Source organism: Bremerella alba, assembly GCF_013618625.1.
Classification (GTDB): domain Bacteria; phylum Planctomycetota; class Planctomycetia; order Pirellulales; family Pirellulaceae; genus Bremerella; species Bremerella alba.
The window spans coordinates 57,348-69,948 of record NZ_JABRWO010000003.1; the positions used below are offsets into that span (position 1 = coordinate 57,348).

19 protein-coding genes are annotated in these 12,601 nt (G+C 53.7%); 15 read left to right on the forward strand and 4 right to left on the reverse strand.

Translation table 11 applies throughout. The features are described 5' to 3' along the window. Nucleotides 1-8: 8 nt before the first annotated feature. The 9 genes from HOV93_RS05945 to HOV93_RS05985 all read left to right on the forward strand — a co-directional run bounded on the left by HOV93_RS05945 (nucleotide 9) and on the right by HOV93_RS05985 (nucleotide 5,024). Complete coding sequence (locus HOV93_RS05945; protein WP_207395567.1) at nucleotides 9-965, forward strand: Holliday junction DNA helicase RuvB C-terminal domain-containing protein; 957 nt, start codon at nucleotides 9-11, stop codon at nucleotides 963-965. A 22-nt stretch (nucleotides 966-987) separates the two neighbouring features. After that, nucleotides 988-1,452, forward strand: coding sequence for a hypothetical protein (locus HOV93_RS05950; RefSeq protein ID WP_207395568.1), 465 nt, complete (start codon nucleotides 988-990; stop codon nucleotides 1,450-1,452). 95 nt (nucleotides 1,453-1,547) lie between these two features. Then, complete coding sequence (locus HOV93_RS05955) at nucleotides 1,548-2,459, forward strand: tyrosine-type recombinase/integrase (RefSeq protein ID WP_207395569.1); 912 nt, start codon at nucleotides 1,548-1,550, stop codon at nucleotides 2,457-2,459. A gap of 60 nt (nucleotides 2,460-2,519) precedes the next feature. Further along, nucleotides 2,520-2,891, forward strand: a complete 372-nt coding sequence (locus tag HOV93_RS05960; RefSeq protein WP_207395570.1) for a hypothetical protein — start codon at nucleotides 2,520-2,522, stop codon at nucleotides 2,889-2,891. Between the two features lie 75 nt (nucleotides 2,892-2,966). Further along, nucleotides 2,967-3,386 carry a hypothetical protein gene (locus HOV93_RS05965; RefSeq protein WP_207395571.1) on the forward strand — a complete coding sequence of 140 codons (420 nt, stop codon included), beginning with the start codon at nucleotides 2,967-2,969 and terminating at the stop codon, nucleotides 3,384-3,386. 51 nt (nucleotides 3,387-3,437) lie between these two features. After that, on the forward strand, nucleotides 3,438-3,845 hold the full coding sequence (locus HOV93_RS05970) for a hypothetical protein (RefSeq protein ID WP_207395572.1): 408 nt from the start codon (nucleotides 3,438-3,440) through the stop codon (nucleotides 3,843-3,845). Nucleotides 3,846-3,971: 126 nt separating this feature from the next. Then, entirely contained in the window at nucleotides 3,972-4,265 is a 294-nt protein-coding gene (locus HOV93_RS05975; RefSeq protein ID WP_207395573.1) for a hypothetical protein, read from the forward strand. Nucleotides 4,266-4,321: 56 nt separating this feature from the next. After that, nucleotides 4,322-4,567 carry a hypothetical protein gene (locus HOV93_RS05980; protein ID WP_207395574.1) on the forward strand — a complete coding sequence of 82 codons (246 nt, stop codon included), beginning with the start codon at nucleotides 4,322-4,324 and terminating at the stop codon, nucleotides 4,565-4,567. A gap of 223 nt (nucleotides 4,568-4,790) precedes the next feature. Then, nucleotides 4,791-5,024 (forward strand): hypothetical protein, encoded by a 234-nt coding sequence (locus HOV93_RS05985; RefSeq protein ID WP_207395575.1) that lies wholly within the window; start codon nucleotides 4,791-4,793, stop codon nucleotides 5,022-5,024. A 252-nt stretch (nucleotides 5,025-5,276) separates the two neighbouring features. Here the strand turns inward: HOV93_RS05985 and HOV93_RS05990 are convergent, their stop codons facing one another. Then, nucleotides 5,277-5,909, reverse strand: a complete 633-nt coding sequence (locus HOV93_RS05990) for a SprT family zinc-dependent metalloprotease (protein ID WP_207395576.1) — start codon at nucleotides 5,907-5,909, stop codon at nucleotides 5,277-5,279. Nucleotides 5,910-6,091: 182 nt separating this feature from the next. On the opposite strand from HOV93_RS05990, the gene HOV93_RS05995 reads away from it, so the two are divergent. Next, nucleotides 6,092-6,562: a hypothetical protein gene (locus HOV93_RS05995; RefSeq protein ID WP_207395577.1), complete on the forward strand. Its 471-nt coding sequence runs from the start codon at nucleotides 6,092-6,094 to the stop codon at nucleotides 6,560-6,562. Nucleotides 6,563-6,568: 6 nt separating this feature from the next. On the opposite strand, the gene HOV93_RS06000 is transcribed toward HOV93_RS05995, so the two are convergent. The 3 genes from HOV93_RS06000 to HOV93_RS06010 all read right to left on the reverse strand — a co-directional run bounded on the left by HOV93_RS06000 (nucleotide 6,569) and on the right by HOV93_RS06010 (nucleotide 8,829). Then, nucleotides 6,569-7,009: a hypothetical protein gene (locus tag HOV93_RS06000; RefSeq protein ID WP_207395578.1), complete on the reverse strand. Its 441-nt coding sequence runs from the start codon at nucleotides 7,007-7,009 to the stop codon at nucleotides 6,569-6,571. Nucleotides 7,010-7,031: 22 nt separating this feature from the next. Then, nucleotides 7,032-7,259: a hypothetical protein gene (locus HOV93_RS06005; protein ID WP_207395579.1), complete on the reverse strand. Its 228-nt coding sequence runs from the start codon at nucleotides 7,257-7,259 to the stop codon at nucleotides 7,032-7,034. A gap of 232 nt (nucleotides 7,260-7,491) precedes the next feature. Then, the gene (locus HOV93_RS06010) at nucleotides 7,492-8,829 is read right to left on the reverse strand and encodes a tyrosine-type recombinase/integrase (protein WP_207395580.1); all 1,338 of its coding nucleotides are present in this window, start codon (nucleotides 8,827-8,829) and stop codon (nucleotides 7,492-7,494) included. Between the two features lie 98 nt (nucleotides 8,830-8,927). On the opposite strand from HOV93_RS06010, the gene HOV93_RS06015 reads away from it, so the two are divergent. The 5 genes from HOV93_RS06015 (at nucleotide 8,928) to HOV93_RS06035 (ending at nucleotide 12,580) form a co-directional block, all read left to right on the forward strand. Then, nucleotides 8,928-9,344 carry a hypothetical protein gene (locus HOV93_RS06015; RefSeq protein ID WP_207395581.1) on the forward strand — a complete coding sequence of 139 codons (417 nt, stop codon included), beginning with the start codon at nucleotides 8,928-8,930 and terminating at the stop codon, nucleotides 9,342-9,344. 114 nt (nucleotides 9,345-9,458) lie between these two features. Beyond that, on the forward strand, nucleotides 9,459-10,046 hold the full coding sequence (locus tag HOV93_RS06020) for a TetR/AcrR family transcriptional regulator (protein ID WP_207395582.1): 588 nt from the start codon (nucleotides 9,459-9,461) through the stop codon (nucleotides 10,044-10,046). Between the two features lie 90 nt (nucleotides 10,047-10,136). After that, nucleotides 10,137-10,877 (forward strand): cysteine hydrolase, encoded by a 741-nt coding sequence (locus tag HOV93_RS06025; RefSeq protein WP_207395583.1) that lies wholly within the window; start codon nucleotides 10,137-10,139, stop codon nucleotides 10,875-10,877. A gap of 53 nt (nucleotides 10,878-10,930) precedes the next feature. Continuing rightward, on the forward strand, nucleotides 10,931-11,884 hold the full coding sequence (locus HOV93_RS06030; protein ID WP_207395584.1) for an alpha/beta fold hydrolase: 954 nt from the start codon (nucleotides 10,931-10,933) through the stop codon (nucleotides 11,882-11,884). A 111-nt stretch (nucleotides 11,885-11,995) separates the two neighbouring features. Then, nucleotides 11,996-12,580 carry a carboxymuconolactone decarboxylase family protein gene (locus HOV93_RS06035; protein ID WP_207395585.1) on the forward strand — a complete coding sequence of 195 codons (585 nt, stop codon included), beginning with the start codon at nucleotides 11,996-11,998 and terminating at the stop codon, nucleotides 12,578-12,580. Nucleotides 12,581-12,601 lie beyond the last annotated feature (21 nt).

The following is a 12,601-nucleotide window of genomic DNA, read 5'->3' on the forward strand; positions in this document are numbered from 1 at the left end:
ACGGCGACATGAGTGAAACGAAAGCGAATGATGTACAGGACTTTACGCCAACGAGCCTCCGCCACTTGATCGGAAACGATCATGTGCGGCAACAAGTTCAGGTCGCACTCGATGCGGCCTTTGAGGATCAAGTTCGCTTCTGCGATTGTCTGTTGACAGGACCACCCGGTATGGGAAAGAGCAGTCTCGCCAATGTTATCGCACACGAGTTAGCGACCGCACTACACGAGACGTTGGGTCAGTCGATCTCAGGACCCGCTGAACTCAATGCATTGCTGTTGAACGCGAAGGATGGCGAACTTATCCACATCGACGAAGTGCATGAATTGGCGACCGAACAGCAAACAGCACTCTTCATCTGTCTGGATCAACGGAAACTGCTTGTTACAAATCAGAAGGGTGCGTTGTCGATTCCGTTGGCGAACTTTTCCTTGCTACTGAGTACAACGGACCCGCATAAGGTTCTGTCGCCGCTCAGAGACCGCATGAAGATGACGCTGGAACTCGCATACTTGACTGCTGATGAACTCACCGAGGTCGTTCATCAACGCGGTCGAGCACTCGGCTGGTCACTTGGCGTCGGTGTCACCAGCGAGATCGCAATTCGTGGACGCGGAACACCCCGCATTGCACTTCGTATTTTGCAATCGGCTCGCCGCGTTAGTCGTAGTGAAGGCGAGTCTGAAATCACCTTAGCTCATCTTCGACGTGCCTGCGAACTCGACCGTATTGACAATCTAGGACTGACCAATCAGGAGCAGAAATATCTTGAGTTGCTCGGCGAAGGACCGACTCGACTCAACGTGCTTGCGTCGTGTTTGGGGATGCCAAGTAAAACGGTCAGTGAAGTCATTGAGCCATTTTTGATTCGATCAGGAGTCGTCATCAAGGACAACGGCGGACGACGCACTTTGACCAAATCTGGAATGGACCATCTGTCAGATTTGCGTATGAATCAAGTCTAAATCTCGAAAATGGAGTGTCGCAATGACGACAGAATCTCGGTCAATTGTAAACGTTTCACAGATGGCCAGGATGGTTGGATTGTCACGCCAGCGGTTTTGGCAATTGGCGTGTGAGGGCGTCTTCTTGTTGCCAGTCTACGATATCAAGACTAAGCGTCCGTTGTATGTCAGCGAGATGCAGGAGACGAATCTTCGCGTTCGGCAAACAAACTTTGGTTTGAACAATCGCCCCATCATGTTCTATGCAAGGCGAACGACGCCAGTTCGGTCGGGCACCGTCGAACCTTCGCGTAAAGGGTCCGCTTGTCCCAAAAGTACCCAACGCCATGAGTCGATAATCGAGGGTTTGAAACAACTCGGCATGTCCACGGTTACGTCAGCACAAGTAGACGCCGCGATCAAAGCGTTGTATCCGAATGGTCAGACGGGCGACGACGGGGACGTGCTTCGGACCATTTTCGTGCATCTGATGCGACGGGATTCGTGAGAAAAGGTCAGGAGTAAATTGCCATTTACTCCTGAATTTTCACTCGTCGGTGTCAGATTCAAGTCTCGTTTACGTCAAATTCGTGGAGTTAAGACATGAAGTATTGGGGAGAAAATGTTTTCATCAACATTGAAGTCGGGCAAGCTGAAACAGGGCTGCTCAACCGGTTTCTCGATGCACACGATTTTGCGATTGGATCGCAGCGTGGATTCATTTTGGACCTTCGGAAGTTCGCGAAGTGGTTTAACAAAGTCAACAATGAACGGTTCGCGGTTGAACGGGTCACGACACGCGATGTGTCTGACTTCAAGTGCTATCTTCGAAAGGACAACGGCCACGCGGTTGCAACCGTCAATCGCAACCTCGTCACCTTGCGTCGGTTCTTCGGTTGGCTGTCAGAACAAGGGGTAATCCAACTCAATCCGGCAAAGCCCGTCAAAGAATTGAAGCAACAGAATTTAGCACCGAAGGGATTGGACCGTGCCAACGTTCGCAAGCTAATTCGAGAAGTCGAATTGCGAAACGACATCCGAGCCGGTGCAATTTTCTCCGTGATGCTGTACACCGGTTGCCGCGTCTCCGATCTGGCAAACCTGGAACTCGCAGATTTGATGCTTTGCGTCCGTAAGGGGATGATCACGTTTCGAAATGGAAAGGGAGGGAAGCAACGTTCGGTTCCAATTCCACTCGTTGCTCGCCAGTCGTTACAGTCATATCTCGACACTCGACCACCTGTCAACTCGACACACGTCTTTGTGGGTGAACGCGGCACGTTGACTGATAAGGGTGTTCGTGCATTGTGCGATAAGTACAGTGCGATCATTGGCGTCAAGATCACGCCTCACCTGCTTCGCCATACGATGGCCCACCAATATCTATCAGACAACGAAAACGATCTGGTGGGACTTGCCCAAATTCTTGGTCACGAAAACTTGAACACAACCGCTCGCTATACGCGACGAACGGACTCATCTCTTTCGGACGCGGCGGAAAACATCTCGTACTGAAACATAGCGGACCTGACGTTTTGAGCATCAAGTTGACTCAATACTCAAAAGGAAGGTCATGTGTCGAATCAACAATTCCAAGATCAACCAATTAACGACGGCTTTGATCTCGCCAATCGAAGATCGTCCGCGATTGGAAATGTGGTGATTGGTTACACCACAGTCGATGGGTCGCATGTCACACTTCGAAAGTGGTGTGGGCTGTTAATTCTCGACTGCCGTCATCAAGTCGTGGAGCAGTACCGCGATGGTACATTTGCGTTGCTGTTTCGATTGACACGTGGACGCTACATCGTTGGTTACGCGACTGGCAATGGGAAGCTCTTTCGCGGCGAGCTATTCAAAGGAACTTGCGAAGAGGCAAAACAACTGGCTCAACGGAAATCGAGCGAATTATCCAGCCTCGATAGAATTTTCAGCAATCTGTTTTGAAGTAATTGCTTTATTCTAACGGGACCGAACTGCCGTGGTGTTGGCACACAAACTACACCACGACAGGAAATGGAAATGGCGACTACTCGATGCGAACGACAGGGACAAATCGAAATCGGAATCATCGAGCACCAAGGGCATGAGTTTGTCGCCCTCGGTGCTTCGGTGGTCGGTCGGCATGTGACCGGTTACACCAAGTCGGACCGACACGGAATCAAGCTGGCAGGTTGGTGCGGAAAGACAATGCTCGATTGTCGATGCGAAATCATTGAACGGTACTGGTCGGGTTCACTCGCATTCATGTTCCGATTGACCAAGGGGCGTTTTGTCGTCGGCTATGCACTCGATGAAAACGGGATGCTCTTTCGCGGCGAACTGATTGACAATTGCGATGAAGACGATGCTCGCCGAGAAGCCCGTCGAATTGCAAGTTTCTTCGCTGATCTCGACGCCGAAGATGAGGAAGCGTTTCAAGCGGAACTCGCTCAAGCGTGATCGGACCGCAGCCGTGCTTGTGTCAACCAACCTTCGACCAGGAACACAAGCATGGCAACGATCAAAGCAAACGGCAACCTGAATGGTCACGAACTCAGGGATATCGAAGTCGTCAATCCCGGCGACTGGTTCGGAAAAACGTGGCTGATTGAGATCGGCGGAAGCTATTCGTCGCATTACATCGTCATCGAAGCTGACAGCATGTCTGACGCAATCGATGAACTGGCGGACTCCGAGAAGCACGGTCATCACATCATTGTTGAAGATGAGTATCTCGCCGACTACCCAGAGGACAGTCGTCACTACGGACCAAGTGGTCAGGTTCTCGTTCTCGACCACATCATGATTCACGGACAAGAAGGAAGCGACACGCCATTCCCTTGCATGTATCACGGTGAGGGTCTCGCTTCCGAAGGTGTGAAGCCAACTGAATTTTGCTGGGATGAGATCGAATCGTAACCACTGTTATAGAAAAGAGCCGAGACAAGGAAGTCTCGGCTCTTTTTATTTGCAGACACATCGTCGATCCGCGTTGGACCTGCCTGATGAAGCATCACCAACTCACTTCAACAAAGGGAACAAAGCATGGTAGCCAAGAATGACAGAAAACCACTGTTTGCACTCGGCAAAATTGTCGCTACGCCCGCTGCTATCGAACTGTTGCAGCAGCATAGTCGCACACCGCTTGAGTTCATCACTCGTCACCACCAAGGCGATTGGGGCGATCTCTGCGAAGAGGACCGAAACGCCAACGAGACGGCGTTGAACGACGGCATTCGGTTGTTCTCGGCTTACAACCTGAACGATGACGACCGCATCTGGGTCATCACCGAAGCCGACAGAACGAGTACATGCGTCCTCACGCCGGACTGCTATTGATCGGACCAATCGCAATCAACAGAACGACACACTTCACTCCTTCAAAGGACAATCGAATGACCGATGAAACTGAAACGATCCGCCGTGAGATGCTAAGCAATCTCGCATCCGAACCGGGTAGCCGTGAATATCTGGAAGCGAAACACGGGCAGGTCTGGGATACATCGGAACTCCAACGTGACTTCGATGTGCTTGGCTTCATGGCACCGCTTGTGGTCGCCCGCCTCAAATCAGCCGGGACCAAAGGCACCTTAATGTTCCAAGGCAGTCCACGCTTCTACTTCGGCTGGTCGCCGGAGTAGTGAAGTGGTTGGTTGCGGGTTCGCCGTGCTACGGTGCGGCGAACCATTTTTTGTTCAGAGTCAAGAGGTTCAAACGTTGATCGAACATCGACATCTTCATGGCGGACCGAGCCGCCGTCTCGTCAAAGAAGTTCGATCTCATCTTTGGCGACACGGAATGCGACCAGTGGATGAGCCGTGGCAACTGGCGTGGGTTTGGGCGTGTTCTATTGGAAGCAGCTACATGCGGTTTCGATGGCCCATGCCACACGAGATCGCCACGCTTTACTTGATCCTGCTACTTCATCGAACTGCTGACCACCGAACCTTTCACCTTCCATATCGAGCAGCCGATGCTCTGCCCGACAGCGTCAGGATGTTCATCGCTCAGGCGGTCGGCGAACGAAAGGTCAATCCATTTTTGAACTCCGCTCAAGTAGCCGAAACCTTGATTGAGTCGGACCTGTTTGCTAGTTGAACGGACGATGTTCGATTTTTTGCAATCCAACAATTCCAGACGAACATCTCCACGTCAGTTCCCCACCCCCAGCAGTGGAGCGAATAACGTTGTTGCATTCTTTGTAACTCGCAACGCGAACAAACTGCTGTGGGGGCTGAAACTTCTGCGAAGAGGCAAATCGAAAATTCGCCGCCGCGAGAAAATCGGTATTATTGGACTAACCACAAGTGCATTTGACCCGCTCGGAGTGTTCGTCACGCGTCGGGCAACTCAGGTCAGTGCTGAACGGGACGAGACATCTCGACTTACCCATAGGGACTTGGACTTAGCGTTTGACGAAATGTTTTTCAAAGGCGGATCGCTTCTTGGTGCTGATGAAAATTCAAGCGATTCCAGATCAACTCGCAATCCGCAGGTCAAACAATGGAGCAGAGTTCCGTTTTGCCGCATGTCGCCCAGTCTTCGGCGACTTATTGAACAGCGTTCAGACTTTGCTTTCGGGCACTCTCGCACGTGAAAGTGATTGATCCCGATTAGCGGAATGTTGTGGCAGCGATCCGGTTTCACTTCGCAGTTTTCCATCGCTTGTCGCCACTCGACGCCGTGCGGCTTGATCTCCGTTCCATGAAGATGAAATGCAACAATGTGACATGCCTCGTGGATGATCGTTTCTCGACGCTCTGTTTCTGACGCACGCTCCCAGATCAATGGACTGACTCGAATTATCCCACGGGGAGGGTTTACGATGTAACCTGCATCGGCGAACCTACGAACAAATCGCTTGTTCCAACGAACTCGAATCATGCTGGACAGGTAATTGACTTCGTTACGATCAAGTGCGAAGTCGATCCATTCGTGGATTTGCAAAGCGGAAGGATGGCTAATCGAAGAATTGTGCTTCATGTGTTGTTCTCCAGAGTTGAACGTTGGGGGTCCGCGATACTTTCGCGGCAAGTAATTCGAACCCTGGAATCGGTACCGCCGAAGATCGCGAAATGGACCATGTTGGCATGGTCCATTTCTCACCGGTACATTGAGCCACACTTGGAATCGTTTTTGCTAAACGCAGCATGGAAGAAAATCGAATGAACGCTGATTCGCAAAAATTCATTAGCGAGTTACCGAATTTACTACGGTTACTTGCCGTTCCCACGACGACGCACACAGCCCCAGAACTTTGGAACCGTATTGACGCATTTGGCTGGGAGGAATGCTACCCCGTGCTGCTGGGTGCGTTGGAATCGAACGACAGTGATGTGAAACAACTCGTGCTCTCGGTCATTTGCTATGCGGCGGACACGCACGGCAATGAGTTCGTTCAACCGTTTGAGTCCGTTGTCTTGGCGTTGCTTGAGGACGAAGACCGTCTTGTCAGGATGTCTGCGGTTCTGGCGGTCGAGAGCCTGCGTGCGTTCGAGCCAGAATTCGTAGCCGCATTGCGGTTCATCGTTGGTTACGACGAGCCGATCCTTGCCAGTCAAGCCTTAATCACCCTGCTTGAACTTGACATTGATCGCTCGGTCATTCTTGAACTTGCACCGCTGTTCCGAAAATGATCAGCATTACTGAATCAAAATCCACTGCGATCCGTTCCATTTCCACCACTGGTCATTGTGCCAACAAGCACCGCAACCTGGGCATGTCAAAGTTAAGCCAGGATTGATCCAGAGCAGATCGGCACAAGCAGGACACGAAGCATTGTGAGTCAGTCCTCTAAGACGAACCTCCTCGGAATCAAAGTTCAGCGGAGCACCCAACGACGCGACAAATGGATCAACGCCGCGATCACGCATCGCCTTGTAAGTTTCAGGATCAGCAACGCGAACCACCGCATTGGTGAACAAGCGTGTGAAGTTCCAGAAGATGACGAGCGTAAGGCCAAAACCGAGAAGCATGGGGACTGCGAACGGGAGCAACGCGATGGCCGCGATAATTCCAACAGGGATACAGATTACGTAGAAACGAAGTTGGCAAACCCACTCTGGAGTTCGTTCGCGTGACATGGTGATGTTCCTTGGGATGGAGTCAAAAGGGAACATCGTCATCCTGGTCCAGTTCGGCAGTGTCCGAGATTCGCCCGTCCTTCTTCCAATAGTCGGGAACGTCAAGCAAAAATCCAACACAATTGCAGCCTTCACATCTGCTGTTGTATGGCCCCTGATCGTCGATGTGCCAATACACACCATCACCGTTGCAGTGAGGGCAAACGCCAATCACGAGCAGTCCAAGAATTCGATCTGGGGTCGATGTCATCACTTTCTCTCCTGATTCGGGTGGACCGTCCCGCTGGTCCATCTCTCAGAAAGTGATGTCGCGAAGCACGCAGGAACACATCAGTCGAACGCCAAGCCTGGGTTGGCGAAATTGCCGATTCTGGGGTCGCGAACAGCGTTATTGATGTGGCGAGAAATGTTGATTTGCATCGTGCGAATATTGACTTTTGAGACCTGCCGCTCGATGGCAAAACACGTAACTCTATGTCAATTCAGCATTTGCGGCACGCGTGGTTTTGCCAGCAGAACCCCCGCCGCCTCCACCTTGAGGCATCGGAGTCATCCGATGCCTCTTTTTGTTTCTTGTTGTCAGAAGATGACGTATCGCCAGGACTTACGTCACTACGTTTTTGACCAAGAGTGCGTCGGCCATTGCCATCCGACGACTTGGGTTGCTCCTGAAAGTCGTCCGAATCGCTGCCTATTCGCTGCCAACTACTGGGTAGACCCTTGAGAGCTTTGGCCTGATCCTGGATGCCGATGTGGGTGTACTTCATCGTCATGTTGATATCGGCATGACGAGCCAGCATCCGGGCTTCCGGGAGCGAAGACCCGTTCCGAAGAAGCTCGGTGATATGAGTGTGCCGGCCTGCCGCGTGGAAGTCGGCGACACCCTCAGGGGTCTCGTACGCGATCCCCACCCGTTCAAGATCCTTTTTCACCATCAGCCAGGTCCGGCGTTTCGCAAGATGTGGAAAAAGCACTTCGCACGATTGTAGGTCCTTGAGCCACACGTGAAGGAAAGTGACGAGGTCAGGATGAAGCGGTAGGACATCCTTCTTCCGATGCTTCGAGATCGTCGCTGGAATCGTTACCGTCGCCGGCTGCGAGGCCAGGTCGAAGTTGGCAGGTGTCAAGGAAGCAAGTTCTCCGCGTCGGAGTCCCGTCATATAAGACAAGATGTAGATCTTGGCACGAGTCTCGCCGTCGTAACACTGAATCGATGTGTCACTTTCGCGTGCGGATTGGACAAGTCTCTTGAACTCATCTTGGGTGAGTGCCCGTCGGTTTCGACGGACGTCCACCTCATTGTTCAACCGCGTCAGTCCGACCACCGGATTCGATGGCAGCTTCCGGCTATCTACCAACCAGATCCCGAATTGCTCGATCGCCTGCACATAGTGGTTGTACGTGCGATGACCAAGGTCGTCGTCCTGCTGAATTTTGCCGAGAAATGTCTCCACCTTCTCGGTTCTAAGGTCACCCAAGGTCTTAAACTTGCACCCGTCGATCACGCGGCGAATTCGTCCCATCGTCAGCTTGACGTGCTTCGGCGTATTCTTCCGGCGTTCGAGAACTTGCTCGAACGCCTTCAGGTGGGTTTCAAGTTCCGACCGCCGACTTTCGGCAGCCGCTTCCTGATCGGGATCGATCAGGCCCGTCTTTCGCATCCGGGCATCCGACTCCAGCTTCGCGGCAAGTTGCTCAGTGAGTGACTTGTCGGTGAAGCCTTTCTTCGTCCGTCGTTTGCCTCTGTGATCGGTGTAAGAAACGTACCAGGCGGCGTGTTTCTTTTTCTTATCGCGTGTACGTTTGAAGATCGAAGCCATCGTTTCACCTCCCGTTCACGTCTGGCGGAGAGATGGAGGGACAGCCTTGGGCTACCCGACGTGATGTTGATTTCGCTGGCTCGCCCAGAGGCCAACCAATGAAACCGATCACGTTCTCCTGTGAAGCAACGCTGCCTCACACACCTGAAGAGATCGCAAGTCAGATTCTCGATCTGAGCAAGTGGCCCGAGTTCAACGGCTACGGCCCGCTGCCGGGGATCAAGCACGCCGAGTTCGAGACCAAGAACGTCGAAGTCGTCGGGATGAGAATCCGGGTTACGAATCGGGACGGCTCAACCCACGTTGAAGAAATCGTCGAATGGGAACCGACACGACGCTTGCGCTTGCACATGCACGAGTTCTCTCCGCCCGTGTCCCGACTGGCGACGGTGTTCGACGAGACGTGGGTGTTCCTTCGAGATGCACCCGAAATCTGTTCTGGCGAGACCCGTGCTCTGGTTGATCTCGTTTCTGCTCAAGCAAGGCATCGTTCGGCATTTGGAGCAGATGGCTGATGCGGACTGATCGAGGATGGGGTGGCAAACACCCCAATACCGCTGCCTTCTGGCCGATACAAAAAATCTGAAACTGAGGCTTGACGAAAACAGACAGGTCTGTATACTTCAGGCATGAGCAAGACACGAACCAAAAAATCCGACGCCCGCCAACGGATCGTGGAGACCGCCGAACGGCTGTTCTATGCCGAGGGCGTCCGGGCGGTTGGGATCGACCGGATCATCGCCGAGGCGGAAGTGGCGAAAATGTCGCTCTACAACCACTTTTCTTCCAAGGACGACCTGATCCTCGCCGTGCTGCAATACCGGGAGGATAAGTTCAATGCCATGTTCGAGAAGTGGATGAAGCGGCACGTCAAAGCAGAGACGGACCGACTGGAAGCCTTTTTCGCCGCCCTGAAAGACTGGTTCAAGAGTCCCGGATTTCGGGGTTGCATGTTCATAAATTCGTGTGCGGAACTGGCAGATGCGGAACACCCAGCGTCGAAGTTCTCGGCCTGTCACAAGGAGAGATTTCACGAGATGCTGAAAGGGATCATGGCCGAAACCGCTGGGGAGAATGCGGCGGAATCGCTCACTCCTGCCATCTCCCTGATGGTGGAAGGGGCGATTGTCACCGCTGTCATGGAGCAGTCAGCAAAACCTGCCGACGTGGCCCGAAACGCAGCTTTGGCGCTGGTCGCCCAGTCGAAAAGGAAATAGCCCAACAAGCCATCTCTCTTTTTTTGCAAGTAAGCATACAGACCTGTCTGTATTCTGGGTTTCGATACCCAAAACCAAGGAGACTGAACGATGTCTGAAGCCAATCTGAACACCACGCAACAAACCATCGTCTACGGCAGTGGCCGCAGACCGGATGCCGCCGTCCCTCGACCCGGACTCAAGCTCCGCAAGGGGCACGTCGGCATCGTCGTCACCGATCCGCAAAACGATTTCCTCAGTCCGCAGGGTGTCACATGGGGCGTCGTCGGGCAGAACGTCACCGAGAACCGCACCGTGGAGAACATTGGCCAGTTGTTCTCGCTGGCGAAGGAACTCGACATTCCCTTGTTCGTCAGTCCGCACTACTACTTCCCCCACGATCACAAGTGGGAGTTCGAGGGGGCGCTGGAACAGTTGATGCACGACATCAAGATGTTCGACCGTCCGGGGCCACTGGACACAGCGGGATTCGATGGTTCGGGAGCCGATTGGGTGGAGCAGTACAAACCACTCATCAATGACGGCCAGACCGTCGTGTGCAGTCCACACAAGGTCTATGGCCCACAGTCGAATGATCTCGTCCTGCAACTTCGCAAGCGGCGTATCGAGCAGGTGGTCCTCGCCGGAATGTCGGCCAACCTGTGCGTCGAGTCGCACCTGCGGGAATTGCTCGAACAGGGCTTCGAGGTGGTTGTCGTTGGTGATGCCACCGCCGCTGCGCAGATACCCGGTTACGACGGCTACGAAGCGGCGATCATCAACTTCCGCTTCCTCGCCAGCGACCTGTGGAGTACCGGCGAAGCCGCTGAGCGGTTGGCCAAACTTAAATAGTCCAAGACCACAACTGACCCGTTTCAACAACCTTTTTCTCTGGAGACGAAACCATGACCACGCTGAAGAACATCGCCATCGCACCGGCTCTCACGGCAGTTGGCTCGTTTGCCGACGCCGCTGAGCCGACGACGCCCACCACTCAAGTCTTGCACCGCACCGTCAAGATCGACGGCCTCGACATCTTCTACCGGGAGGCTGGCCCCAAAGACGCTCCCACCGTCTTGCTCCTGCACGGGTTCCCGACTTCCTCGCACATGTTTCGCAACCTGATCCCAGCGTTGGCGGACAAGCACCACGTCGTCGCCCCCGATTACCCCGGTTTCGGCTCCAGTTCGGCTCCCTCCGTCAACGACTTCGACTACACCTTCGACAACTTGGCGAACGTCATCGAGAAGTTCACTGAGACGCTCGGTCTGGAAAAGTATTCGATCTACCTGATGGACTACGGTGCCCCGGTCGGGTTCCGGCTGGCCGTGAGGCACCCCGAGCGAGTGCAATCGCTGATCGTGCAGAACGGCAACGCCTACGACGACGGAATTGACAACGACTTCTGGGAACCGATCAAAGAGTACTGGAAGGACCGCAGCAAGGAGAATGGCGACGGCTTGCGTTCGTTTTTGACGCTCGATGCCACCAAGTGGCAGTTCACCCACGGCGTCCGCAACGTGGAAACGATCAGCCCTGACACATGGGGGCATGTTCAACCGCTGTTGGACCGTCCCGGCAACCAAGAGATTCAACTGGCCTTGTTCTTCAGTTATGGAAGCAACCCACCGTTGTATCCGCAGTGGCAGGAGTATCTCCGCAAGCATCAACCGCCGACGCTGATCGCCTGGGGAAAGAACGATGCCATCTTTCCCGCTGCTGGGGCGCATCCCTACAAGCGAGACCTGAAGAACGTGGACTTTCATTTGCTCGACACGGGCCACTTTGCCCTTGAGGAAGATGACGCAGTGATCGCCTCACTGATCCGAGGCTTCCTCGGCAAACAACTGACTGAGTAACCGCCCCTCCTTTTTTTGACCCATACAATACAGACCTGTCTGTATTTTTGCCAGCCGGGTGTGTTGCCCGGTTCACATCGCGAAGTGTTTCTCGAACGCAGGAGAACAACCATGCAACGTCTCAATTCCGTCAATCCAGAAGTCGCCGAAGGCCGCACCAAGGAGCTGCTCGATACCGTCGAGCAAGCATTCGGTGTGATCCCCAACACCGCCAAGGTGATGGCGAATTCACCGGCTGTCCTCGACAGTTTCCTCGCCTTCAGCACTGCGATGGGCGGGGCCAATATCGGTGAGAAGCTCCACAACCAAGTGAAGCTAAACACCAGCGAAACTAACTCGTGCGACTACTGCACGTCGATTCTAAGTGCAGTGGCTCCCTCGGCGGGTTTATCCGCTGCCGACATTCTCTCAGGTCGAACGGGCAAGTCCGAAGACCACCGCATCAAAGCTGCTCTGGCGTTCGCCAACGACGTACTGGAAAGCCGAGGAAAGGTCAGCGATCAACAACTCGATTCCGTGCGGAAAGCTGGATTCGGTGACGCCGAGATCGTGGAGATCGTCGCCAGCGTGGTACTGGGCTGCTTCACCAACTTTCTCAACAACGTGGCCGATACGGAACTCGATGTCCCGCAAGCCGAGCCGGTCGAGGCTTGCTCAACTTCAAACTGCGGCACTGAAGCCTGCTCTGTGCATTGAGCCAACCTGACCTGACCGGGT

Bases quoted from the DNA above. Each gene is read 5' to 3' on its own strand.
- HOV93_RS05950 (WP_207395568.1), top strand. From the start codon at position 988: ATGACGACAGAATCTCGGTCAATTGTAAACGTTTCACAGATGGCCAGG.
- HOV93_RS05990 (WP_207395576.1), bottom strand. From the start codon at position 5,909: ATGAAGCACAATTCTTCGATTAGCCATCCTTCCGCTTTGCAAATCCAC.
- HOV93_RS05995 (WP_207395577.1), top strand. From the start codon at position 6,092: ATGAACGCTGATTCGCAAAAATTCATTAGCGAGTTACCGAATTTACTA.
- HOV93_RS06005 (WP_207395579.1), bottom strand. From the start codon at position 7,259: ATGACATCGACCCCAGATCGAATTCTTGGACTGCTCGTGATTGGCGTT.
- HOV93_RS06030 (WP_207395584.1), top strand. From the start codon at position 10,931: ATGACCACGCTGAAGAACATCGCCATCGCACCGGCTCTCACGGCAGTT.
- HOV93_RS05945 (WP_207395567.1), top strand. From the start codon at position 9: ATGAGTGAAACGAAAGCGAATGATGTACAGGACTTTACGCCAACGAGC.
- HOV93_RS05985 (WP_207395575.1), top strand. From the start codon at position 4,791: ATGCGGTTTCGATGGCCCATGCCACACGAGATCGCCACGCTTTACTTG.
- HOV93_RS06015 (WP_207395581.1), top strand. From the start codon at position 8,928: ATGAAACCGATCACGTTCTCCTGTGAAGCAACGCTGCCTCACACACCT.
- HOV93_RS06025 (WP_207395583.1), top strand. From the start codon at position 10,137: ATGTCTGAAGCCAATCTGAACACCACGCAACAAACCATCGTCTACGGC.
- HOV93_RS05965 (WP_207395571.1), top strand. From the start codon at position 2,967: ATGGCGACTACTCGATGCGAACGACAGGGACAAATCGAAATCGGAATC.
- HOV93_RS05970 (WP_207395572.1), top strand. From the start codon at position 3,438: ATGGCAACGATCAAAGCAAACGGCAACCTGAATGGTCACGAACTCAGG.
- HOV93_RS05955 (WP_207395569.1), top strand. From the start codon at position 1,548: ATGAAGTATTGGGGAGAAAATGTTTTCATCAACATTGAAGTCGGGCAA.
- HOV93_RS06035 (WP_207395585.1), top strand. From the start codon at position 11,996: ATGCAACGTCTCAATTCCGTCAATCCAGAAGTCGCCGAAGGCCGCACC.
- HOV93_RS06010 (WP_207395580.1), bottom strand. From the start codon at position 8,829: ATGGCTTCGATCTTCAAACGTACACGCGATAAGAAAAAGAAACACGCC.
- HOV93_RS06020 (WP_207395582.1), top strand. From the start codon at position 9,459: ATGAGCAAGACACGAACCAAAAAATCCGACGCCCGCCAACGGATCGTG.
- HOV93_RS05975 (WP_207395573.1), top strand. From the start codon at position 3,972: ATGGTAGCCAAGAATGACAGAAAACCACTGTTTGCACTCGGCAAAATT.
- HOV93_RS05980 (WP_207395574.1), top strand. From the start codon at position 4,322: ATGACCGATGAAACTGAAACGATCCGCCGTGAGATGCTAAGCAATCTC.
- HOV93_RS06000 (WP_207395578.1), bottom strand. From the start codon at position 7,009: ATGTCACGCGAACGAACTCCAGAGTGGGTTTGCCAACTTCGTTTCTAC.